Origin of the sequence: Paenibacillus sp. H1-7 (assembly GCF_022354825.1) — a bacterium.
In the GTDB taxonomy this organism is placed as follows: Bacteria; Bacillota; Bacilli; order Paenibacillales; family NBRC-103111; genus Paenibacillus_S.
Window position 1 is genome coordinate 5,255,755 of the sequence record NZ_CP031168.1, and the last position, 24,745, is coordinate 5,280,499.

Annotated in this window: 18 protein-coding genes; 1 reads left to right on the top strand and 17 read right to left on the bottom strand. The window is 50.1% G+C overall.

The window, feature by feature from the left end:
* Window positions 1–53 precede the first annotated feature (53 nt).
* The 11 genes from DVH26_RS23130 to DVH26_RS23180 form a co-directional block, all read right to left on the bottom strand.
* Window positions 54–3,041 carry a family 78 glycoside hydrolase catalytic domain gene (locus DVH26_RS23130; RefSeq protein ID WP_239625878.1) on the bottom strand — a complete coding sequence of 996 codons (2,988 nt, stop codon included), beginning with the start codon at window positions 3,039–3,041 and terminating at the stop codon, window positions 54–56.
* Window positions 3,042–3,078: 37 nt separating this feature from the next.
* A complete protein-coding gene (locus DVH26_RS23135) occupies window positions 3,079–3,966 on the bottom strand; it encodes a carbohydrate ABC transporter permease (protein WP_239625880.1) in 888 nt (295 codons plus the stop codon).
* Between the two features lie 15 nt (window positions 3,967–3,981).
* Entirely contained in the window at window positions 3,982–4,866 is an 885-nt protein-coding gene (locus DVH26_RS23140) for an ABC transporter permease (protein ID WP_239635464.1), read from the bottom strand.
* A 97-nt stretch (window positions 4,867–4,963) separates the two neighbouring features.
* Window positions 4,964–6,616: an extracellular solute-binding protein gene (locus tag DVH26_RS23145; protein ID WP_239625882.1), complete on the bottom strand. Its 1,653-nt coding sequence runs from the start codon at window positions 6,614–6,616 to the stop codon at window positions 4,964–4,966.
* A gap of 303 nt (window positions 6,617–6,919) precedes the next feature.
* The gene (locus DVH26_RS23150; RefSeq protein WP_239625884.1) at window positions 6,920–8,080 is read right to left on the bottom strand and encodes an iron-containing alcohol dehydrogenase; all 1,161 of its coding nucleotides are present in this window, start codon (window positions 8,078–8,080) and stop codon (window positions 6,920–6,922) included.
* A 136-nt stretch (window positions 8,081–8,216) separates the two neighbouring features.
* Window positions 8,217–9,560 (bottom strand): ABC transporter substrate-binding protein, encoded by a 1,344-nt coding sequence (locus DVH26_RS23155; RefSeq protein WP_239625886.1) that lies wholly within the window; start codon window positions 9,558–9,560, stop codon window positions 8,217–8,219.
* A 156-nt stretch (window positions 9,561–9,716) separates the two neighbouring features.
* A complete protein-coding gene (locus DVH26_RS23160; RefSeq protein ID WP_239625888.1) occupies window positions 9,717–11,246 on the bottom strand; it encodes a response regulator transcription factor in 1,530 nt (509 codons plus the stop codon).
* Window positions 11,221–13,089 (bottom strand): cache domain-containing sensor histidine kinase, encoded by a 1,869-nt coding sequence (locus tag DVH26_RS23165; RefSeq protein ID WP_239625890.1) that lies wholly within the window; start codon window positions 13,087–13,089, stop codon window positions 11,221–11,223. Before DVH26_RS23165 ends, DVH26_RS23160 begins: the two co-directional genes overlap by 26 nt.
* A gap of 176 nt (window positions 13,090–13,265) precedes the next feature.
* A complete protein-coding gene (locus DVH26_RS23170) occupies window positions 13,266–14,255 on the bottom strand; it encodes a helveticin J family class III bacteriocin (protein ID WP_239625892.1) in 990 nt (329 codons plus the stop codon).
* A 306-nt stretch (window positions 14,256–14,561) separates the two neighbouring features.
* A complete protein-coding gene (locus DVH26_RS23175; RefSeq protein ID WP_239625894.1) occupies window positions 14,562–15,014 on the bottom strand; it encodes an aminoacyl-tRNA deacylase in 453 nt (150 codons plus the stop codon).
* Window positions 15,015–15,184: 170 nt separating this feature from the next.
* Window positions 15,185–16,717, bottom strand: a complete 1,533-nt coding sequence (locus tag DVH26_RS23180) for a succinylglutamate desuccinylase/aspartoacylase family protein (protein ID WP_239625897.1) — start codon at window positions 16,715–16,717, stop codon at window positions 15,185–15,187.
* 634 nt (window positions 16,718–17,351) lie between these two features.
* Between DVH26_RS23180 and DVH26_RS23185 the strand changes: the two genes are divergently transcribed.
* Complete coding sequence (locus tag DVH26_RS23185) at window positions 17,352–18,071, top strand: glycosyltransferase (RefSeq protein WP_239635465.1); 720 nt, start codon at window positions 17,352–17,354, stop codon at window positions 18,069–18,071.
* A 116-nt stretch (window positions 18,072–18,187) separates the two neighbouring features.
* On the opposite strand, the gene DVH26_RS23190 is transcribed toward DVH26_RS23185, so the two are convergent.
* The 6 genes from DVH26_RS23190 to DVH26_RS23215 all read right to left on the bottom strand — a co-directional run bounded on the left by DVH26_RS23190 (window position 18,188) and on the right by DVH26_RS23215 (window position 24,733).
* Window positions 18,188–19,309 carry a Gfo/Idh/MocA family protein gene (locus DVH26_RS23190; protein WP_239625899.1) on the bottom strand — a complete coding sequence of 374 codons (1,122 nt, stop codon included), beginning with the start codon at window positions 19,307–19,309 and terminating at the stop codon, window positions 18,188–18,190.
* Between the two features lie 3 nt (window positions 19,310–19,312).
* A complete protein-coding gene (locus DVH26_RS23195) occupies window positions 19,313–20,578 on the bottom strand; it encodes an extracellular solute-binding protein (protein ID WP_239625901.1) in 1,266 nt (421 codons plus the stop codon).
* 22 nt (window positions 20,579–20,600) lie between these two features.
* Window positions 20,601–21,047: a MaoC family dehydratase gene (locus tag DVH26_RS23200; protein WP_239625904.1), complete on the bottom strand. Its 447-nt coding sequence runs from the start codon at window positions 21,045–21,047 to the stop codon at window positions 20,601–20,603.
* Window positions 21,044–22,210 carry a CaiB/BaiF CoA transferase family protein gene (locus DVH26_RS23205; RefSeq protein WP_239625906.1) on the bottom strand — a complete coding sequence of 389 codons (1,167 nt, stop codon included), beginning with the start codon at window positions 22,208–22,210 and terminating at the stop codon, window positions 21,044–21,046. The genes DVH26_RS23200 and DVH26_RS23205 overlap by 4 nt, the downstream gene beginning before the upstream one ends.
* Window positions 22,207–23,316: an ABC transporter substrate-binding protein gene (locus DVH26_RS23210; protein WP_239625908.1), complete on the bottom strand. Its 1,110-nt coding sequence runs from the start codon at window positions 23,314–23,316 to the stop codon at window positions 22,207–22,209. The genes DVH26_RS23205 and DVH26_RS23210 overlap by 4 nt, the downstream gene beginning before the upstream one ends.
* Before the next feature lie 94 nt (window positions 23,317–23,410).
* Entirely contained in the window at window positions 23,411–24,733 is a 1,323-nt protein-coding gene (locus DVH26_RS23215) for a Gfo/Idh/MocA family protein (RefSeq protein WP_239625910.1), read from the bottom strand.
* Window positions 24,734–24,745 lie beyond the last annotated feature (12 nt).

Here is a 24,745-nt window from a genome sequence, read left to right on the forward strand (position 1 = left end):
GAAATTTACATTGGCATGGGTCTCCTATGGGTATTTTGCTGCAGCTCAATTTGCTAACCGATCCGATGGATCTCAACGGTACCCTGCACCCCATCCGGCAGACGGGCTTCCACATCGACTTGCTCAGGAAGCCATATTTGGAGCTGCATATTCCCTTTGTCATCAAGCCTCCAAGCTACGTCAACCGTTCCTTCCCGAGGCAGCGGTACGCTTCCCCTTGCCCATGAAAGGCCGCAAACCTTCGGCTCAACGGCAATTTGATTCCAGCCCGAACGCTTAGCTTTGACCCCAAGAACATGGGCCCCCAAAAAATAGCCGGGCGCCGCAGACCAGGCGTGACAATGGCTGCGCGTAAGCTCTGTCGGAATGATCCGGCCGTCGCTTCGTTTCGGATACATCTCCCAGCAGGCGGTTGCCCCGTACTCAACCATAGTCCCATATTGTTCTCTTATATCGTCGATCATTTGCTTATGTAAGCCCGCATTCACAAGCGCCTCATAATAAAAGAACGACATGAAGGGGCTTCCGATCGGAACGAAGTGAGCCGGCGGCTCAAGAAGATACCGCTCCAGCCGCTCCTTGCGTCCTCCTTCCGCCAAACCGCATAAATAAGCGACTACCTGCGTTTGCATACTGAATACGGACGAGCGGCGGCCGTCCGCGTGAATGCAGTCCAGATAAGCTCCTTCCTGCTCCGACCACAAATGGGTTTGGATGGCCGCAGCAAGCGCTTCGGCTGATTTCGTATATACGTCTGCTTTTTCCGCGTCTTTTTTGCATAAGTCATGCGCCAATTGGGCTGCACAGCGCAATGCCTTGACGAGAAACATATTTTGATGCGACACGATGCCTTCCCTCGGCTGATCCATCGGCGCCCAGTCAAGGAAATTCCACGCATTCATATATAGCAGCCCTTGTTCATTCAGGTGCACCAAATAATGATCCAGCGTATATTCGATATGGGGCCATATCGTCTCGGCGAATATAAGATCACCCGTACGCTCCACATATTCTTGACAGGCTTGAATCCAGAAGAACGTCCAATTCGGGATAACGCTGCTCCAGCCGCTTGGAACTTGGTCTGCGTAGAGAGGAGTTTGGCTTTTGGAGCCGGGAACGAGCTCCAGGCATCGCTTGACCAGCTCCTCGGCTCCAAATAAATAGTAGCCGATCAATGCCTCATTGCGGCTGTCCCCCACCCAGAAGGTCTGCTCGTATGCGGGACAGTCGACAAACGTATCCTCCATACACAGCTTCGTCGTATGCCGGCTGATCTCCCAAATATCATTCAGCAGCGGATCAGAACATTGAAATTGTCCGATTTCCGCTACAGGGAAATGACTGAGCTCGGCTCTTACGCTATACAACTTCACAGGCGTGGTTGCCCCGCGAACCGTAACCATGAGATAACGAAAACCTCGTCTGACCGGTGAATTATACTGCTGGCGGCCTTGACGGCATACATAACGCAGCGAGTTCTCCAGATAGTAAGTATGCTGGATCCAGCCGTCCCGCATATGCTCAAACCCGTAAAAGTCGATAATCGTCCCCTCTTCGGCCTTCAGCTCGAACGTAATATAACCGCTTATTTGACGTCCGAAATCCATGATCAATTCGGTATCCGCATTAGCGTAGACGGGGATCTCGGCAGGAATCGAATGCGCCATTACGGCATTCTGCAGCTGTTTGGGCAGTGCAATCTGTTCGGATTGTTTCTTCATCATCGCGAGAGCCAAAACGGATTCCCTGCTCACGTAATCCAATGCAACCGGACGCAAGAAGGAGTTGCAGCGGCTAAGCTCACTGCAATCCGTAATCTGCCGGACTGCCCGAAACTCCTCAATGATCCTCCGATCCGAGATCGTCAGATCATCCGGGAGGTGTCCGTCGGCCCGGGCGCATAATTCAATCAGTCTTTGCTTGGACTTAGCCTCTTGATCATATTGGTGATCCAAATACTCGAAGCTCTCAAACGGCCCTATGGAAACAAAGGGAGACTCGTTATCTATCGGAATATCAATTGGAGAACGGAGAGCAAACGGTTGATCGCAATCTAGAGCCATAAAAAGTCCTCTTCCGTGGTCGCTGCCCGCCAATTCAATGATTAGAAGATTGTCACCCGGTTGAAGCTCCACGTCCAAATATTTTTCCGATTTATTGCTTCTAAAGGCTCCTTTAGGATAATGAACGCCATTCATAATGATACCGTTCCATAGCGGAGGCGCGTAAGGGAAGCCAAGTACCGCTTGGGCCGCCGCCCCTCCGAACAACACAATCCTTGTCGCCATAAATCCGGCGTAGACATAAGCATTGGCATGGTCCTCACAGCCGGGGAACATGTGATTACGCAGATCGAGGCAGGCCGTCCAAGGTACAGGAACGGTTCGGCTTAAGGACGCTACCCGTTTCGGATATACGGTCTCCTCCGTTAGCGGCGGAATATCCCGCGGTATTAAATCGTGCCAAGGCGCCATACCCGCAGGACCGATGATTCTGGCCCCCTTCCACTCCAAATCCTCATACCCGTGCTCAATCCACGATTCGTCCCATCTCCCGGCATCGATTCGTTCCGCGAACGCATGCTGACAGGACATACGCTGCGCTCTTGGATCTTGACCGAAGTGACGCGATGCCTTCCATGAATCGTCGGTTCCTACCGTTTGCAGCGAACCGTCCTCTGCCTTTAAGTCCAGTTGTGCCAGCAATCCCCCTCGTCCGCGGACATAATAGAAGGTCGACACGCCGAAATGCTGCACCATTACGGCAATCGTATTCAATTGCCCCGGCTTCATCAAATAGCCGACGTCATAAGTATCATAAGCAAGTTCAAAGGGCCAGCTCCGCACGGGTCCTCTGCCTACACGAACCCCGTTCACATACAGTACGTATCTGGAATCGGCCGTAATCGATAACCTGCCTTCGGGATTCTTATCCGGGCAAGTAAAGGTTTTGCGGAAGCACCACCATGCATTCCTCGGACTTTCCTCACCTTCACCCCAAATCCACTGCGCTTTCCACTTCGTCTCCTCATGCTCTCCCATCTCTTATCCCCTTCCCAACCCGATCGTCGGGCAGCCCTTATTCCTTGACACTGCCCAGTACGATCCCTTTCATAAAATACTTTTGCAAAAACGGATAGACGAGCAAAATCGGCAGCGAGCCAAGAAATATTTGCGCTGCACGGGTTGTTCTTTCCGAAATCGTCTCCGCTTCCCTAAGCGCATCCTCATTGCCCAGCGCGGTAAAGTCGAGTTTAATAATGATCGTCCGTAAAAATGTCTGCAAGGGATAATGCTCCGGAGACTTCATGAAAATCATGCCGTCAAACCAGGCGTTCCAGTGACCCACTGTGGAAAATAAAGTTATCGTTGCCAACGCCGGGAGCGAAAGCGGGATCATGATCCTGCTGAGCATAGTCCAATGTCCCGCTCCGTCCATAAATGCCGCCTCCTCCAGCTCTTTGGGCAGCTGTCGGAAAAAATTCAACATCAGCACGACATTAAATACCGGAACCGCTCCAGGTAAAATCAGAGCCCAAATCGTGTTCATAATGCCGGTCTCTCTAACCGTCATATATAACGGGATGAGCCCGCCATGGAATAGCATCGTGAACACGACAAACCACACATATGCCGTACGCCATGGAAATACCCGAGGGTCCTTGGACAGCGGATACGCCATAAGGATGGTAAGCAGCAAATTAATAGGTACCCCGAGCAGCACCCTTTGGACGGTAACTCCCAAAGACCGGATGAAATCCGGTTTATCAAGCACGAACCGATAAGCGTCCATAGTGAAATCGACGGGCCACAGAGTGACGAAGCCCGAGGAAGCGGCTTGGTTGGAGCTGAACGAAATCGCCCATATATGGATCAACGGTAAAATACAGAGTAATGAAAGCGCTATTAATATTACATAAATTGCTGTGCTAGCCGATCGGGACAGCCAGGTCCGGTCTTCTACCAAGGAAGCCCCTCCTCTCTAAAAGATGCGGTAATTCGCAAATCGGTATGCAAGGTAATACGAAACCGAAATGAGAACAAGCGAAACAACCGATTTGAATAACCCTACCGCCGTCGCCAGTGCATACTGTGCTTGCACTAGGCCGATGCGATATACCATCGTATCGATGATATCTCCTGTTTCGTAAACCGTCGGACTGTATAAATTGAATACCTGCTCGAAGCCGGCGTTAAGGATTTGCCCGAGACTGAGCGTAGCCATCAGAATGATAATTGGCGACATGCCGGGCAGCGTAATGTGCCAAGTTTGCTTCCATCGGCCTGCACCGTCCATTACGGCTGCTTCGTACAGATTGGGATTGATACTGGTCAGCGCGGCCAAATAGACGATGGTGCTGAAGCCGAAATCTTTCCACAGATCTGAACCTACGAGGACGTAAGGGAACAGCTTCGGCTCGCCCAGGAAATAAACCGGCTCCAGCCCGAGCATTGTTAGAAACTGGTTAACAATACCCTTGGTCGGCGAGAGGACATCGATCATAATCCCCCCGAGTATGACCCAAGACATAAAATGCGGCAAATAGATGAGTGTCTGCACACTTCGTTTAATAAAACGGATTCGCACCTCATTGAGCATGATCGCGATAACAATAGGAAACAATTGGCCCGCAATGACTTTCATCACCGAAATATATATCGTGTTCCAGATGACTTGGTAAAAGTTCGGCAGCGATAACAGGTAGCTGAAATTTTCCAGCCCAACCCATTTGGAATGAAACATCCCCTTGGCCGGAATAAAGTCTTGAAACGCGATGATAAATCCGACGAACGGCCAATAATGGTAAACCAGGAGCAGGATCGCTCCCGGCAGGAACATCAGGTGAAGCGGCCATCTGGAATACATGGATCCCCTGCGCCGGGGAGAAGCGGCACTGCTTTCGGCTTCTCCCGGCGGGGCGACAGCTGTTTTGATCGTCATGGGACGGTATTCACCTCGCTCATTACTTTTTCTGTTTGGCGTACCAATCGTTTACTTCCTTGGTGATTTCAGCACCACCCAGCTTATTCCAGTTGTCAACGAAAGAATCGAACGTATCGATCGGCGCGCCGAGAATAATTTTCATGAACGTTTGCTCCACCAAGTCCCCTATCGTACTGTTTCGCTTGACCATGGCACTGGTAGGGATGCCGTAATAAGCGTCGGGCAGCAGCAGTTTCTCGTTGACATATTTATTGACGATGCCGAGCGAGCCCTCCGGACCGAATATTTTGGCATAGTTCCACATCGATTTGTCTCCGTCCAAATATTGCTTCACTTGCGTGAAGTTGCCGACCTGCTCGGGGTTCAGGATGCTCTTGTCTCCCGTCTTTAAGGCCTGATTGATTTTTAAATAATTATCTAGGTTTTTTCTCGCGCCATAGGTCCGTACCGTGAAATATTTGTGAGTCGGGAAGTTGTTGTCGTAGGCATATTTGAATTCGGCTGTTTTGCCAAAATATTTCTCTACCCACAAATTCATCATTTTTACGATGGCTGCCGGATTTTTGGATTTTTTGTTCACGACGAAGTATACTGGTGGCGCCGACGATATTTGTGCCTTTGCCGGAGTGTTGTCGATGGATGGCAGCGGGTAGCATTCCCAGATCGCTTTAGGGTCGTTTTTCATCGATTTCGCCAGGTTGGATAAAGGATCGGCCATAGCTCCGTATACCATACCGACTCTTCCGGATGCCACATCTTCCTGCAGCTGCGGCGTTCCCTTCACAGAAAACTCTTTTTCAATCTCGCCGGCCTTATACATTTCCTGCAGCTTAGCCAGAGCCTTCTTCATCTCAGGCTGTACGATGCCTTGGACCAAGCCGCCTGTTTTCGGATCGACGACCCACTGATTTTTGTATGCATGGAATCCGTTGAAAAACCCGGTCATCCCGCCGAAAGCGCTGAACAGATCTTTGCGGAAGCCGATGCCGACCGTATCGTTCTTTCCGTTTTTGTCCGGATCGTTATTTTTGAAGGCGGCTGAGATTTTATAGACGTCATCCATCGTTCGCGGCTCGGGCAAGCCCAAATTATCGAGCCAATCCTTACGAACCCAGAGCATCGTCGCCCCGTCCATGGCAGCTGTGGTATAAGGAAGTGCCATCATTTTCCCGTCGAATGTCGCCGAGCGAAAACCCACATTGCCATCCTCTCGCAGCTTTTCATCCGCGAGCGGCGATATATGCTTTTTATACACCGTGGTTAAGTCGGCCAGCATATCGGCATCTACCAGCTGCTGCAGCTGGGTCGGGGTGACTTGGAATATGTCCGGCAGCTCGCCGGAGGCTATAGATACGTTCAGCTTCTCGTTATACTGCGTTTCATCCACCGTCCAGTCACTCTTGATCTGGATGCCGTACTCCTGCAGCAGTGTCCGCGTCCATAAATTGTTGCTCATCGAATCGCCTTCGGGAAACGTCGTATTAACCGCTTGCGACAGCACCATGGACACTTGAATTGGCGGGTCGTATTTGCCGACAGGTTCCGTATCGGCTTGTGTACTGGCGGTAGAGGGAGCTTTCGGGTCTTCTGCGGAACTGGAGCAAGCAGTCAGTATGGTCAATAGAGCCAGCGAAGAGGCGAGCATCGCCGAATAGGTTCTTATTTGTTTCAAAGAAATTCCTCCCACACATTATTGGTCCTTCCAGCCTGGAGTCCTTACACTACCTAAGTGTAGCGAATGCATGGCAGCGGAACTAGAGAAATATCTTTACAAACGATGTACTTTCTTAACCTGGCGTTTAGATTTATTGTAAATATGGGCTATGCTCCGATTTCGTTCTTGATTCATTGCATGCAAAAAAGCAGGCAGCCAATACGGCCGTCTGCTTAGCTTGTCGAGAACCCTGTGATATTGACAAATCTTTTTAAACCCTGAGCAAAGTCCCGAAGCTGCAAGGTCCTGTCCGACCTGGTATTATGGCAGCAGCTTACGGTAAATCCGCTCCAAATCCGGAATGCTGAGCTCCTTTCGATTGTTGCTCATGAGGCGTGTCACCTGGGACGCTGCAGCGGCCAGCGCGCTGATATCCGAATCGGTGACTCCGAACTCGCTTAAATTTTGCGGGATTTGCAGCTCCTTCGTCCAAGCTTCGATCTGTTGGACGACGCGCTCGGCCACCTCGCTTCGCGAATCGCCAGCCGATCCAAGCCCCATCGCTATACCAACTTCCATCAGCCGCTCTTCAATCGCATCCAAAATGTAATTCATCACATGCGGCAGCAGCATCGAATTGGCAACACCGTGAGGGATATGATATTTCCCGCCCAATGGATAGGCCATGGCGTGTACCGCAGCCGTGCCGGCCCCCGTCAATGCCATGCCGCCGAGCATGGACCCCATCAGCATGTCCCCGCGGGCGCGCACCGAGCCGCCTTCATGATACGCGGACGTGATGCTGCCCGATATCAGCCGGATGGATTGAAGGGCGAACGCATCGCTTAGCGGATTCGCTTTGTTGGAAATATAGGATTCCAACGAATGTGTGAATGCATCCATCCCCGTCGAAGCCGTAATGGCTTTGGGAAGCTCCAGCGTAACCAGAGGATCAAGCACGGCCAAATGTGGGAGCAGCCATTTGCTTACCGCGCCTATCTTCAGCTCTTCCTTAGGCAGCGTGACGATAGCGTTTGGCGTTACTTCCGAGCCGGTGCCTGAAGTCGTGGGAATCAGCATCATCGGAATGCCTCTGTTTGGAATCTTATCCACACCCAGCATTTCAGTAACCGGCATAGGATTGGTAAACAGGACCGATAACAGCTTGACCGCGTCCAGAACGCTACCGCCTCCAAATCCGATGAGGGCGTCCGGGATGTCCGATTGGATATCACTGAAGATTTCGGTCAGCTGCTCGGCCGTCGGCTCAGGTTTGATTTCCTTATTCACTTCCCAGCTGATGTTCAATTCATCCAGCTGCTTGGTAAGTAAAGCGACATACCCCAGTCTCTCGACGCTGGGTTGGGTAAAAATGAGAACTCTCCTCAGTGGTCCCAGCTCATGAATATATTCCTTCAACGACTGCAAAGACCCTGCACCGCTTATAATTCTACGGGCGGTTTGAAAGCTGTAATTTGGCATTACTATTCTCCCTTCAGGCAAAGATATCTACTTCACTTTGATATATGTTATATACAACATGTATTGCTCCCATTCAGTTTAGATGCAAGCTTCCTGACTGTCAATGCCCAATCAGGCATGTTTGCTCCTCCACTAGCTATTCGTATTCGCTGATGCCGCCTTCCTTCTGAATTTTGATGGTCTCCTCGATCCCTTTGTTCATCGAATCGTTGGTCATTCGGAGGGCGGTAAGACTATCTTTGGATTCTGTCGAGATGAGCTTCCACACCATGTCCGTATTTTCGTTGATAAAGGTAAGACCCGGCTTCCGTAACGGCGGCTTCGCACTGTTCAAAGCAAAGAGCGATTGGACTCGCTTGCCTCTCCACTCCGGCACGAGTTGTCCATAAGCTTGCTGAACGGCGGGATCCAGCAGCGGTGACATCACGCCTTGCTTGGACATTTCAATCTGCACCTCCGGAGATAACAGGTAAGCAATCACTTGAAACGCCAAGTCCTTCTTGGTCGATTGATTCGTAATGAACATTCCGTTCGTATTAGGCTGAAATTTGGACTTCGGAGCTTCCGGAAATACGGGCACGGAGGACATATCGAAGTTCAGTTTTTTATTACCATTGACGATTTTGGTCACATTTTCCATCGAATCGACGATCATCGCAATTTTTTCCTTGGCAAAATCATTCGTCTTCACCAGCTGATTGCCCGGGATATCATAGAACCGTCTAATATTGTCTGCAATTTTCTTCCAGTTATCCGTCACCATGGAAGCCTTATTCTCGTTAGGATCGAGTCCGGGCTCCGACAGCTGATTAAATCGCAGATAATGGGCTGGATTCATCTGAAATCCTTTGTAAGTGATGTCTCCGTCCTGCCTTGTCAGCTTTTTGGCCAATTCGTAAGCCTCATCCCAAGTCATACCGTCTTTGGGGTAATCGACTCCGAACTTGTCGAAAATATCCTTGTTGTACAGCAGGACCCACTCGTTAGAGTTAAAAGGAAGCGAATACAATTTGCCGTCCGACGTATTGATGGAATGCTGCATATCGGCCGGGTTCAGCTTGCTCGTATCAAAGTTGTATTTCTTAATCATCTCGGTCATGTCATATTCCATCTTGAACCTGCGAACTTGGCGGTACGTATTGCGGCGGACCTCATCGAAGACGATATCGGGAATCGTGCCTGCTGCAATCAGATCTTCATACCGTCTGCCGGGGTTATCCCAGGCTACATGCTTGATTTTAATATCCGGAAACTTCTTCTTAATAAATTGGCCGACCTGCTGTTCGAAGATCTCTTCCTTGACGAAATAAGCGGGCCAGGCGGTAAAAATGAACAATTCATTCTCTGCCGGAGGCAAATTGGTTTGTGTTGAAGCCGTTTCGGCCGTTCCTCCTGCCTGACCTCCTTCTCCGCCGTAGCACCCTGCCAAAAGGACGAGCGCAGAGCCTATCAAACAGCTATTCTTCCATACCTTTTTCATTAATCGATCCAACCTCCTGATTCTTAAATTCGCTGCCTATTAATACGATCTTACTCGTATGACGGCGGGATGGTAACGGTAACATTTTAAGAAAAGTGGACTGAATTAATCTCTTTCTCATGATTTCTTTTATAGGCAGCTGCCTCTCATGTCAGCTTACCGGTGAAGCCTCTGAAATTCTCCCGGCGTCGTTCCTGTCATTTCTTTGAACACGCGAGAGAAATATTTGGCATCCGAATACCCTACCCGCTCTGCGACTTCAAATGTTTTTAGCCCGCTTCCGATCAGCAGCTGCTTAGCTCTAGTAATTCTAGTATCTTTAAGAAACGCTGTAAAAGATATGCCCAGTTCCTTTTGGAACAAGGAGCTTAAATACTCGGGAGTAATGTGCAAGGAATGAGCCAATGCCTCCAGCGTGATGCCCGAATGATACCGGTCTTTAATAATCTTCAGGCATTTGTTGATAACAAGGCTATAGGATGATGGGGTCCGATCGAAGGCTGCGCCAATTCTATCGACAGTTTCTCTTAGGACGCAGCGAAGTTCGTTTGGGGTTTGAACTAGTGACAGCCGGTGGTAGATCTCCCCCGGTCCAAGCGCTTCGCCAAGTACCGCACCTGCTACATGAAGCATCGCCGAGACCAGACGAATGCCCGCGTCGATGACATCTTGCGGATCTACAGCCTCGCTCATGCATTGACTAACAAAGCAGTCCGCCTGCTGCATCAGCTTCTCTTGATCGCGATTGGAGACCGCTTCCTTAATGCTCCACTCCTTCTGTGCCGGATAGGCGAATGGTTTGTCAGGAAGCTTCTCAATGAATTCGCGGTTGTAACAACGGCAGTTCTGAACAAGTGACCATTTGCGAATGGCTCTCGCTTCCAAGAAGGCTTCTTTCAGCTGACGGAATTGGGGTACATGCGCCCACGTCACCACCAAATCATCTAATGACAAAGACCGAAGCTGCGCATGCAAGTGTTCCCACAATACATTCGGACGATACGATGCCGAGAATGGCGTACGTTGCAAATAGATCATGATTTCGCTATGCTCAGGAAAATTTTCCATCACAACCTCCTGCACACTTGGTTCTTGTTTCAAGGCGCTGCGCAACCTTTCTTTTACCACCGTCACAGACTGTTCGTACTCCTTGCCTAGATAGACGGATGCTGTATAACCGTCCACAGCCGCATCGTCTGCCAGCCACGGTTTGATGCTAGGAGGAACATGATCCCAATCCCACTCCGCTTCCGCAAGAAGCTGCTTGATCCAGTCTTCACGATCCGGCGAACGTCCGTCTATATACGATGACGAGCATTCTGCTTCCGCTCTCAATAGAGCCTGCTTTAAATCATCCGCTGTAACCGGCTTAAGCAAATATTCAATCACTGTACCGAATTGAAGCGCCTTGCGGGCATATTCAAAATCGGAATAGCCGCTCAAGATGATCGTCCTAGGAGGTGATCCCCCGCCCTCCTTCAGCTTCTCCAGCATCTCAATCCCGTTCATGACCGGCATCCGAATATCCGTAATGATCAAATCCGGCTTCAACCTCCGGATCGTGCCCAGTCCAACATCCCCGTTCTCGCACTCCCCGACTACCTGATAGGCATCGCTTACTTTATGGATGAAACGGACAATGCTATAGCGTATTTTCTCTTCATCCTCCACGATTACGATTCTCATTATCCATCACAGCCTCCTTCGGATTATCGAATTGTATGGGTAACAGCAGCGTTACTTTCGTGCCGCAGCCCTTTTGACTCATGATCCTGCACTCCGCCGCTTCCCCGTAATAGAGATGCAGCCGGTCCATAACATTGCGGACGCCGATACCGCTGCCTGCAGCATCCGACTTATCGGGATCAAGGCTGCCATGCTGCATGCTGCTTACCGAAGCTTCATCCATCCCGCAGCCGTTGTCTTCTATTTCAATACATAAACGCTGTATTTCTGTGATATAAAAACGGATATGGAGCTCTGCTCCTGTCTTCATTCCTGCAAAACCATGCACAAGCGAATTCTCCACAAAAGGCTGAAGCAGCAGTTTATATAGCTTGGCTTCATTCAGTTCAGGCTTCAGATGGACGTAATATTGAAAGGAATCGTTGAAACGATGCTTTTGCAAATACAAATAATGCTCGAGCCACTCCAGCTCCTTGGCCAGCGGGACCATCTTGTTGCTGTGACTGATACTGTATCGAAGAATGAGCGCAAGCCCTTTCAGCATACGGCTGATGTCATGCTCGTCTTTTTCAATAGCCATCCAGTTGATCGAGTCCAGCGTATTATACAAAAAATGCGGGTTGATCTGTGCCTCCAAGGAACGGATTTCCGATTCTTTCTGCTTTTGCACAGCACATTTCGTTTCTTCCATCAGTTCGTTGATCGTCTCCATCATTTTATTGTAGCTTGCAGCAATAATGGATATTTCGTCGCCGGTGCGCTCCTCGACCTTTACATTCAGATTGCCATGCTCCGTCTGCTTCATTGCGTTGACGATGGTATGGATCGATCGGGTCAGCAGTCCCGAGAAATAAACGATAAGCAGCGTGGAAAACAGAAAGACTACGCTCCCCGTCCAAATGTTAAGCTTCTGCATGGCGTACAGCTCTGCAAACATCTTCTTTTCACTGGTAACGTTTACAATAGTCCATCCGGTTTTCTCATTGGGATAATGGTTGAGAACGGAGGCCTGCCCTAGAATGACGGCTGCTTCAGGAAGACTGCTGTCCGAAAAACGCATCGTTGTGTCGTCCAGCAGATCATCAAATCGGGCTCCGATCTTACTTTTATCAGGAGAAGAGACGATGATGTTATTCGCGTCAATGAGGTAAATGGTACTATCGATGCCATTTGGCGATGAAGCTGCTGAAGTGTTGCTGATCGCGTTCGCCAAAACCGACTCCTCCAGCGTCATGACGATGTAGCCCATCCTCTCCAGCCGGCCGGATGAAATGCCGAACAGTTTCCGGGCAATATGAAAGCCGTATTGCGCATCCTTGCTGTCCGTTTTCAGTTTTTCCGCAGCGGTTATGAGAGGTTCCTCCTGCATGCCGTTAAGCTTCATGATCAAAAGAAACGGCGTGCCTTCCCGTTCCGGATTCCAGGTCATATCCGTGTCCTTATCGTACGATAACAGGATGTTCCCATTCTTATCGAAAAAGGTGAAGCCGCGAATCCCGGCTTTGGAATTCGTATATCCTTCGAATATTCGTTGCAGCGTATCGGAGTTAACCAACTGCTCAAAATCAGAGCCGTACAGCATTTTTTTAGTAGAATGGACAACCTCTTCGTTTAACATTAATTGGTATAGCGTATCCTCATACATGGATAAGGTAGCGTTCAAATGCTTGTTCGTTTGAATCAAATGATGGGTTACGAGATCGTTGATTTTCGTTTTCATCGTTTGCGTTGAATTCATGTAGGTGATGTAATGCATAACTATGGACGGCAAAAACACGACCAGAACAAAGGTAATGATAAGCTTATTACGATAGTTTAATTCAAGCCTATTGAATTTGAACATCAACTGCCTCATCAATTCATCTTTTTCTACAATAATAATACTTGCCGCTTAACTTACTATAGTGGATTTCGTTCATTTTAGTCTGCGATACTATCATTTTTTGACTTCAAAAAGCAGGACAGACAGTAAAGCGACCCTTCCTGATATCAGAAAGGATCGCTCTGTTTTAGATGCTATTAAAATATGCTGTCGGAAACGTAATAAATTTTCTGGGTATTTTGTTTATTTACCGGGTCTGTAACGATAGTAAAATATACATTTCCGTTCTTTGTCTGTACTCCCTCGATTTCGTGAGTTCCCACATTGGTGATGTTCGCCAGGGTTTTGTAAGCGCCGGTGTTGGACATCATCGCAATCTGCGGAGTATCGCCTTCCGCGCCGCCCGACGTATAGATTTCCGTATTGCTGAGCATATCCGCCCCCTGGAAAGAACCGTTCGGTCTGACAATAGCACTGCCGGTCTGCGAAAAGCTGGTAATGCATGCGCTGACAGCCGCTGCACTGTCCAATCGAATCTGTTCATTGCTGTCGAGAAGCTGGTTCAGCTTTACTGTGTCGTAGATCGACCAAGTTACTTTACCGTCGGTAGTTTGTACACGGAATACCGTATGCGTGCTGTTGCCGCCGCCATCGACACGGTAGGTTGTTCCCAAGCTTGTGCCGGTCTCATTGGCGTAGTTCATATACGTAAACCGATGAAGATCCGTATAATCATAGGTGGCTCCGGCCGAGTACTGAAGTCTTGCTACCTGGAGAGACCAGTAATATGATGTTGAAGGATCCGCTTTAGAGCTGAAATAAAAGTAATTGATTCCGTTATAAGTATACATGTCAAGCGTCTGGCAATGCCCGGCATTGGTGACTGTCATTTCATCCACGTAAGTAGCGTCGTTTCCGTTAATGAGCAATCTTGACAGATAGCACGTTCCTCCAGAGCGCTGTGTAACGTAAACATATGTCGAAGCGATATATGCTTTCTGAATGGCCACGTTGTGTTTAAGTCCCTTGAGGTTGTATGCGAGGGTTGCCGATGCGTTTACTGTTTTCCCGGGAGTTGCCGCAAAGACAGGCAAAACGGGCAGTGCCGAAATAAGAATCGCCAGGACAAACGACGCGACAAATTTGAACTGCTTTTTCATAAAGCGGAAAGCTTGAACATTAACCATACTGATACCTCCTAATGGACTCATATTATGGGACTCGGAGTTGTCTTCATGCTGTATCAAAAAGACATGTAGTCTCGCTTGTTCAGCCTCTCCTCCTTTCTGCAGGTAACAAGCCCGATGAAATAAAAAAACCGGACATTAGCACCCTCACCTCAAGGCGAGAATGTAACATCCGGGTTTTCTCATGGACTCTACCCGTTACCTGATACCAGCATATGGAAATCGCTTACACCCCATATTTTCCTTTAAACCGCCGGAAGTGTCAAGATATTAAATTGTAAAGAAGGAGAAAATGATGGTGACCTTCTAGGAAGTCATTTCCAAAAAAGCGACGACTTGATTTACTTTTTCTAAGTCATTAGGAGCCATCTTCAAAGTCGATGCCGGCTCCCCCGTACCGCCGTAAATAAACGGATAACGGAAAAGTCCTCTATCAACGATACAAGGCAATGAAAGGACTAAAGCAACACTCCCTACAGCATAGCCGGTTATCTGTTGAACTTCTTTCGGGGAAGCCATTTTCAGCTGGCTGCATCCAATTAGCCCCACGATATCTTCAAAATTCACTCGACCGCGATCGCCGGAAACAATCACTGCAAAGTAGCCTTTGTCTGACTTGAGAACTAAAGTTGGTGCGGTTTGGCCTAATTCAATACCAAAATAATCGGCACCTTCCTGTGCAATACGGATTGGTTTATCGTGATGAATGATTTCATATTGAACTTCTTTTTGTTGCAAAATGGTTTGTAATATTTCCATAAATAGGTGTACTCCTTATCGAATAGTTGAAGCCAATAACCATCATATGGAAATATAATAACGAATTTATTCTTGCTCTGGCAAGCTATTAAACGCTTTATATTTCCTTCATCCATTGAAAGGAAGGCTCCTACTGCTGGAAAAACAACAATAGCCCAGATGATAAAAGATCATCTGAGCTTCCCTTTAAGCAACCAAGCTCCAAAACTTCCAAAGCTTCTAACTTTGTTCTCGTTAAGGAATATTCCAGATAATGGATGTAATACCAGGTTATGTCGCGCATTAACAGTCGGAGTCATCATCTTGTTAACTGCCCTAAACTTGATTGACTCAGCAGCTCCCTGGCTGTCCCTGCGAGGCGGGCCAACTACGCGTTTGGCTGTTTCTGCCGCCCCCGGCTTGCTTTCCTTGCGAGCTGGGCCGACTACGCGTTTGACTGTTTCTGCCGCTCCCGGCTTGCTTTCCTTGCGAGCTGGGCCGACTACGCGTTTGACTGTTTCTGCCGCTCCCGGCTTGCTTTCCTTGCGAGCTGGGCCAACTACGCGTTTGGCTGTCTCTGCCCCTCCCGGCTTGCTCTCTTTGCGAGGCGGGCTTACGACGCGCTTAACTGTTTCTGCCCCTCCCGGCTTGCTCTCTTTGCGAACCGGGGTCACGACGCGCTTAACTGTTTCTGCTGCGCCCTGCTTGCTTTCCTTGCGAACCGGGCCGACTACGCGCTTAACTGTTTCTGCTGCGCCTGGCTTACTCTCTTTGCGAACCGGGGTCACGCTCACGACGCGCTTAACTGTTTCTGTTGCTCCCGGCTTGCTCTCTTTGCGAGCCGGGGTCACGTTCACAACGCGCTTAGCTGTTTCTGTTGCTCCCGGCTTGCTCTCTTTACGAACCGGGGTCACGACGCGCTTAACTGTTTCTGCTGCTCCTGGCTTACTCTCTTTGCGAGCCGGGGTCACGCTCACAACGCGTTTGACTATTTCTGCCGCTCCCTGCTTGCTCTCTTTGCGAACCGGGGTCACGCTCGCGACGCGCTTGAGCAATCCGGACTCTCCAAGAATGCTGCGCAAAATATCCAACTGGTATTTCACCCTATCCTGAATAGGCAGACTGATTCCGGTCTCCACCGTAATGGCCTTAGCTTTCAAAAAATGAAACGCGGCAGATCGTCCTGAACCTGGCAAATCATGTCTAAGCAGGTTAAAATGCCGCACATTTTGTTTGATGGACCGATTCACTTTCGCAATAACCTTGCCAGCGGCAGGCCCGGCTTTGCCGGACGGATTGATTATTAGTGTTTGCCCTAATGCACCGCGTTTTTTTTGCGATAATCCGGTTGCTTCATGAAGATCAATGTACCATGCCGGCTTGTTTTGCATGGCCAAACGAAATAACGCCGCCGATAACGGGTGTCTCGCTGTATTAGACCCGATCTTAGGGAACGTGCGGTTCAAATCGGGGTTCCCCCGTCTACGCTGCTTTGCTGCTATCTGATTAACGATAGGAACGATAATGATCCTGCCGCCGTGAATTTGGATGACCTTCTTTTGAAGCAGCTGAACGAAACGATTGGCTGCCAGCATGCCCGCCCGTTCCGATCCGTGAACACCTGCTGTTATCATGACGGTAGTTCCTTTGGAATCGCCGTTTATAAGATAATACGTTGTCCTGTATCTTGTATTTTGGGCTAACATACGCTTGGATATGGACATAGCCGCTCCACCTCCCCGGTACTACCAAAATACGTAGCGACATCCGTCATGGGAATAGCCGAATTCATCATAAATCAGCATTCCACCGAAAAAAATTGTGGGAAGCATAGCCCATTCCCTTTTATTGTCCCAACATACTATAACTCATAAAGCATAAGTTCGACACATTCGTGCCAGAAAGACAAGAGTATGATTATCAATTGGCCAAGGTGGTGAAGAGGTGAAGCCGTATCGTGTTGTATGGGTAGGACCCATAAACAAAGCTAGCGGTCTCGGAGTTGCGAGCAGGTCTTATGCGCGTGCACTCCGAAGACAAGGTGTTGCTGTGAAAACAGGCGGTTCCAAGCATCGCGCAACCGCATCCGGAGGTAAGAAGGTACTCATTTACCACCATAATCCCAGCCGTTTTCCTTGGAAGAAACGACTGGCCGCCTACGATAGAATTATTTTAAATACGGTATGGGAAACAAGCAGAACACCCAAAAACTGGCTATCCTCCATGAACAAATTTGATGCGATCTGCGTGCCGTCCCTCCATAATAAAAGAGCTTTGAGGAGAAGCGGCGTAAAGGTCCCGATCTTTATCGTTCCCCATGGGGTAAACACCAGAGCATTTCACCCGAAGAATAGAAAGATGCGTCTTGCGAGAGCAGGCAAGAGGTTTACTTTTGTATCCATTTTTACATTTCAACACCGAAAAAATCCGGAAGGCCTGTTAAGGGCGTATTGGCGAGAGTTTTCCGCAAAAGATAAAGTGGTTCTTGTGATAAAAACGAATGGATTTGCTCGATATGAGAATGAAAGGTGGGTTAAAAAGAAAATAAGCCGATACAAAAAGAGGCTAGGTATTAAAAAAGCAACGGCTCCCGTTGTCGTTATCGGCCGCCGGCTCAAGGAAAGACAACTGAAAGGCCTATATACGCTTGGAAATGCCTTCGTCCTCCCCTCTCGCGGCGAAGGTGTCGGTTTGCCTTACTTGGAATCCTTGGCAAGCGGTGTGCCCGTAATTGCTACAGGCTGGGGCGGGCAAATGGACTTTTTGACCAGGCGCAATTCGTTTCTGGTTCCATATCGGCTGCAGAACCCCTCCGTCAGCATGAGAAGCAAGCACAGCATCTCCAGAAAATTCAGCAGCCTGTTTGCACAGAAGGGACAACAATGGGCTGAACCCAATTTGAATAGTTTAAGAAAAATCATGAGGAAAGCATACAAAAATCCTAGGCTGTGCAAGCAGAAAGGCCGCCGGGGACGTAGAGACGTGACGCGCTTAAGCTGGAACCGGGCTGGCGTACTCATGAAGCGGACGATTGAGCGTGTGCTGCGATCCAAAAAGAACCGTCGTCGTCACAAATAAAAAGCTGGCGTATGCTTCTTCAGCTGTGCCAGCTTATCTTCATTCCAACTATCCTGCTCTATCTCCGAACGCGAAGCACTTTTCCCATTCAAAAGTAAAAGACCCGAGGGCAAGCCTTAGGTCACGGGTAATCGATCTATTTCTTCCAAATAAACAGGCCGGTTACTTTCCATCGAACGATAGGCGGCGAAGACGGTCTGCAATGTAATCAGATTGTCTGCAGCGTTGTTCACCGGTTCTCTGTTTTCTTCAATGGCACGCATCAGCTCCCCCATCGTTCCCATGAAAGCATGCGGAAACCATCGTCCCTCTAGATTCGGCGTATACAAGCATCCCTTCTCTAGACGTTCGCTGTAGAGACTGATCGTATCCTCCTTCCCCGTGGGATAGTTGTATAGCGCACCGTTCGTTCCTTTGACGATTCCTTCCGTTCCTTCGAATCGGAAGGTGGCATACCAATCTTCCTGCGGCATCCGATTGTTATGATTATCGTGGATTAGAGCCCGGACCTCTCCCGGGAATTTCAGATGAATCAAGGTACGCGTCTCTCCGCGATAAGGTTGTCCGGGAAATCGGGCGCCGTCGGCATATACATATTCCGGCTGAAGTCCGAGAACATAGCGGATTGAATCCAAATAATGAATGCTGTGATACATAACCTCCAGCGTTGAAATGTGTGTAAGCCAAGGCCAATTTTCCCACGGAGTATGAACATTGACTTGAATGGCTGCCTGCAAAGGCTCACCCAACCATCCTCGCTCCATGATCGAGCGGCTGGCCTGAATGCCCGGAGACCAGCGCATCTGCTGATTGACGGCGGCTTTAATCCCGTGCGCGGCGAATACTTCAACGAGCTCCTTTGCTTGTTCATAGGTCTCGGCAAGCGGCTTTTGACACAGCAGATGCTTTCCTTGCCGAGCCGCCTGCTTCGCTATTTCCGGCTGATGCCCTGCGGGAACGGCGATATCGACGATTTGAACGTCCGGGTGCTCAAGGAGCGCTTCCAAGGAAGCGAATACGAGCATTCCCGGATAGCCGCTCACCGCCGATTCCGCTTTGGCATGATCCTTATCATAGATGCCGATGACGTGAAACCCTGCCATTCGGTAGGCGGGAAGATGCGCGTGAATGACAATTTCCCCCGCTCCAACTATTCCTATCCCTTTGGTTAGATCTCGCGGCAGTTTAGGCTTATAGTCTATATCCAGGCGCCCAGCGGTTCCCTTATCGGCATACATTTTCTATTCCTCCTTGTTTTGACGATAACCGGACCGCCTCAATATATCATCTACCTGCCCGGCTGCCCTTGAGAGTGCCTCCGGCACTTCCAAGCGAAGCTGCAAAGCATCGTCAACCATCTGGGAGAGTACCTCGTTAATGGCCGGATATTCCGGAATCGGCAGCGGGCTCTTCACATTCTGATGTACCGCCTCAATCTGCTCATAATACGGGAATTGCTTCCTTACTTCCTCATCTCTCCACGTGGACAGACGCGTACCGTTGCCGCCCGACATCGAGGTCACCTTATCCATGGCTGCCGAAGCCGTCTCGTTCAAGAACCGGTAGGCCATCTCCGGTTGAGTGCTGCCTGCTGCAATACCAAGAATCCAATAAATATTCAGAGACATATGCCGTCCGCCAGGCCCATCGCCTTTTGGAATTAGACCGGTGCGAACTTTGCCGGCTATACGTGACATTCCCGGCATTTCCGCTACGGCGGCAAAGCCCGCCCAGTTCCACATCATCGCAATGCCGCCCTGGGCAAAATGATGCCCGCTTCGGACACTGTCCATCGTAAGAGCCGCCTTGGGTACTACTTCATATTTGTGGATCAAATCCACCAGAAATTGCAGCGCTTCCCGACCAGCAGCTTCGTGAAAGGCAGGCTGCCAATCCGCCGTGACCAGCTCGCCTCCGCGACTCCATAGATGGATCAAAAAATCATACACATTATTATGCCCATCGGGATACGATGCCGTTAATGCGCCATACATCTCCTTCTCGGGACGGGTAAAAAACTGCGCGACATGAACAAACTGCTTCCAGGTCACTGGCACGTCGAGCGGATACCCGAATCGGCTTGCAAAGCTTTCCTGCTCCGACGGGTCGGTGAACCAATCGCTCCGATAAATGAACATCTCGGGTCCATCATGGTAAGCAATACCGTAAACCTTGCCGTCATCTCCTGTTTGAAGGCCTCGCATACTGGGTGCCCACGCATCAGGCCAGCCTTCCGGCGGATTTTCGCGGATCAGGTCGTCAAGCGGAAGCAGCAGCCCTTGCTCTATCGCCTCCGGCAGCCAATCCGTGACGCACAGGAACAAATCGTGTCCGCCGTTTAACGCTTCTTTCCCCGCAATCATCCGGTCATAGAGCCTGTGGATTTCTTCGAATTCCCGCTCCACTACGCAGCCGGTCAGCTTCTCGAAATGGTCCGCCTGGACCCGAAACGATGCCTCGAAGCCTTCGAATTCCCTTGATATAAGCTTCAAGCGGGTGATAGTCAAGTGCGTCGTCCTCCTCTCTCTGTTACACAGCCCTCTTCCTGACCATTAACAAATGGTCGCAGACCAACACCGTCTCTCCGTGCTGATTGAACACCTCACAGCGCTCACTGACAATTCCGAAGCCGGAACGCTTAGGGTGATCCTTCTTCTCATGCACCGTCACGCGAACCTTGATCGTATCTCCGATAAAGACCGGTTTCACGAATCTTAGACGGTCATAGCCGTACGAGAACGCCTCCGGATTCATTTCAGTGGCTGTCATGCCAACCGCAACACTGAAAATAAGCGTTCCGTGAGCAATCCGCTGCCCGAAATCCTGCTGCTTGCACCACTCGGCATCCATATGATGCGGATAAAAGTCTCCGGTTTGTCCGGCGTGCATCACGATATCCGTTTCGGTAATCGTTCTGCCGAAGGAATCTCGCGAAGCACCAGGCTCATAGTCTTCGTACCATTGCGAACGGATCATCCGCTCAGCACCTCCGATATGATTTTGTCATTATGCTCGCCGATCTTGGGCGCACCTAGAGGAGACAGCAGTAGTTGGCCGTCTATGCGTATTGGACAGCGGGTCGTCGTGAGCGTGGCTCCGTTTCCGGTCACCGTTTGCTGCGTCATCTTCAGTTCCCGGAACGCTTCGTGTTCCAGCAGCTGCTTCCAGTTCAGCACATCCGCGCACCAATAATCCGCTGGCTCCAGCCGTGAAATCCAATAAGCGGTCGGTCGGCTTTTCAGATGGTTTCTTAGGATGGCTTTGATGCCGTCGCGGTGGGTAAACCAGCTGGACGGCTCATGAAATCGTTCCAGATCCTCGCACTCGAGCAGCTTGCCGAGCTGAACAACTGAACCCATCGCCAGCGCTAAGTACCCGTCTTCTGTCTCATAAATGCCATACGGTGCGCCCAAATATGCATTGGCATTATTCACGGAGCTTCGTTCGGGCAGCTTCCCGCCGTCGTTCATATGCGTAGTCAATACCTCAAACTGAAAATCCAGTATCGATTCCAGCAGGCTCACTTCCACGCGTCCGCCTTTGCCCGTCACGGAGCGGCGCACCAAACAAGCTAATAGGCCTTGTACCAGATGCGCTCCCGCAAACATGTCGGCTACGGACAAACCGAATGGCACCGGCGGCTGATCCGCATTGCCGTTAAGCCAGGCAAGTCCTGAGAGCGACTGCACCAGCAAATCCTGACCCGGCTTACTTCTCCACGGGCCGGTTGTACCATAGCCGGTTATTTCCCCGTATACGAGACGGGGGTTCCATTCGCTAACCGCTTCATAATGGAGCCCGATTCGTTCGATCACACCAGGCCGGAAGTTCTGGATCATGACATCCGCCTTTTCGATCAATGAACGGATGAGCCTTAAATCCTCAGGCTTCTTCAAATCAGCCGAAATACTCTCTTTATTCCGGTTAATCGAGTGAAATAACGTACTGTCTCCGTCCAGCTCCAAATTGGAGACATACAATCTTCGACACAAATCGCCACCGTCGGGACGTTCTACCTTGATAACCCTTGCGCCCAGATCGGCAAGCCGCAATGCTGCTGAAGGTCCAGATAAAAACTGGGCGAAATCCAGTACAAGCAGCCCGTCTAACGGTTTGAATCCGGATGTTGTGGTCGTCATACTTGCTTCTCCTTCGATATAGTCAACGATTCGTGGTACAATCGGTCCATTTGCTGCAAAATCCGCTTCGTATCGCCGCCCTGCATCATGTATTCCTGTACGAAATCTCCGGCATGATCCTGAAAATGCAAATATCCGTTGTATCGCGGTCTGACAAAAGCTCTGTCCAGAGCCGGAAGCGTTTGTGCAAAATATCCGCCTGTCCATCGATTCGTCTCTTCGTCCGTCCAGGCCCCCCTATGACCGGGTTGGCCTCCGGCTGCCGTATAAATCGTACGCTGTACAATGGGCGACGCTGCAAATTGCGCATATCGCAGCGCTTCTTCCCGATGTGCGCACGCCGATGACACGGCAAGTCCGGTTCCGCCAAGAGTGGAACGGAGAGGACCGTTGGCTCCGAATGCAACCAAATCGCCAAAGGCTAGTTTCGTACGGCTGAAGCCTTCCCGTGCATAATTGGAATAGCCATAGGCGAACGGGCAGTACGCGATATCATCGGATGCGGTCATGGATTCGTAGACCGCGATCGGGTTCATTTGAAAAATGGCCTTGCGGCACAAAGACGCAAGCTCCCTGAGCGTTTCCAGCGCCGCTTGCCCGATCTCACGCGATACGACCGTATCCTCGGTTGTGAAGGGCACTTCCCCATGAGCTTGGCAAAACATGTAAAAGTTCATTAAGCTGTCGATGGGAATGGCCGGGAATACGACTTGGTTGCTTTTTGCCAGCGACAGGACCCCCTCCCATCGCTCGGGGACCTGTGCACCCAGCCGTTCCAGAACATCGCTGCGCCAGGCTGCTACCGGGGTTGCCGCATCGATGGCCAGCGCCGTTTGGCGTCCGTCGAACTCGTAGCTGGCATGGGACGCTCCGACCGAATGCTTGGCTTGGTCCTGCATAAACGAAGCCGGCAAATGCTCGTTTAACGGCAATAAAGCACCAGAGTGAGCGGCATATCCTGCCCAAGGATGATCAATTACCAATAGATCGTAAGTTGCTACAAGAGCTTGAATCGGCGCATCGGCAAATTCCTGCAATGTCCGCTTCTCCCATTGGATCGTTACTTCCGGATAAAGCTCCGAATATCTCTGCGATGTTGCTGCCATGGGGAGATAGCCCCTGGTATGATTCCAAGTGATGCCTCGAAGTACGATGCTCATACGGCGTCTCCCTTCTTTTTCCCTCGTTTTATGTTACCCATTATTGCTGCTTTCCAGCTTCGACTTCGACTTGTTTAGGCTCGTGAGATACCAGCAGGTCATTTATACGGATCGGCTTCCCCGTTTGCACCGATTTCCAGATCGCCTCCCCGGTCAACACCGAATAGGCTCCCGCTTCAGCACCGGCCATAATCTCATATGGGCGAAGCGGATCCGCTCCCAGGAACAAATCCTCGAGAAGCAATGGGTCTCCGCCTCCATGCCCTCCGGAACGCGGAACGACATGAATCGTCTCTTTTCCTCCAAATAGAGGAAAGTATTCGATCGTCTGCTCCGGTATGGGATAGGAAGCGCGCTTGGACATTACTTCCTTTGTTTCGATCCTGCCCCTGGTTCCGTTGATAGCCAAACGATACCCTTCGTAAGGCAGTGAGAAGTTCACCGAATAGCTAAGCATCGCGCCTTTATCATATTTAACGACGGCTGCATAAGTGTCCTCGATATCAATCTCCGAGTCGAAAATACAGGCATCCGCTCTATATCCGTTGTAAGCACCTGGCTTCGTATCAAGCTGCGTCAAATGATCGTCCTCCGGCACGAGCTCTTTACTGCGCGTCGACCAGCGCATGAAGTACGTACATTCATGCTTGACACGGCACGTTCCGCAATATCTTCCATCCTCCTTGGCCGGGTTCAACTCGCCGTCGGGCCCAAAATAATTCAAACCTCCGTAGGCAAACGCCTCCATCGGCTTCTGATTGATCCACCAATTGACTAGATCCATATGGTGGGTACTTTTATGAACCGATAGTCCGCCGGAATTCAATCTCTTCCTGTTCCACCGTTTATAATAGCTTGCCCCATGATACGTATCAAGGTACCAATTCAAATCGATCGAGGTGACGGTACCGAGCTTTCCTTCCAGAATGAGCTCCTTGATTCTCGTATGAACCGGTGCATAGCGGTAATTGAAGGCAACGTACAATCTCCCTTTACTGTTGGCTTGTGCATCTAAGACCCGCTTGCAATCCGCGCCGGTCGTAACCATCGGTTTTTCCGAAATCACATCAAGATGATGTTCGAGACCCATTACGATGTAATCCGCATGAGTATGATCCGCCCCGGCTACAATGACGACGTCCGGCTGTGTTTCTTTGATCATGCGGTCGAATTGATCCGGTGCATAGACCGGAAGACCGTTCAACACTGGAAACTTGCGGAAGCAATTGGTGAAACGGCCAGGATCCGAATCGAGCAATCCGACAATCTCACAGTAAGGCTTAAAGGTATCCAGCATGGAGCGGATAAACATCCCGTTCGCCCTGGTGCTGACACCGCAAATGACGTATTTTTTGGTGTTCAATGCATTCTCCCT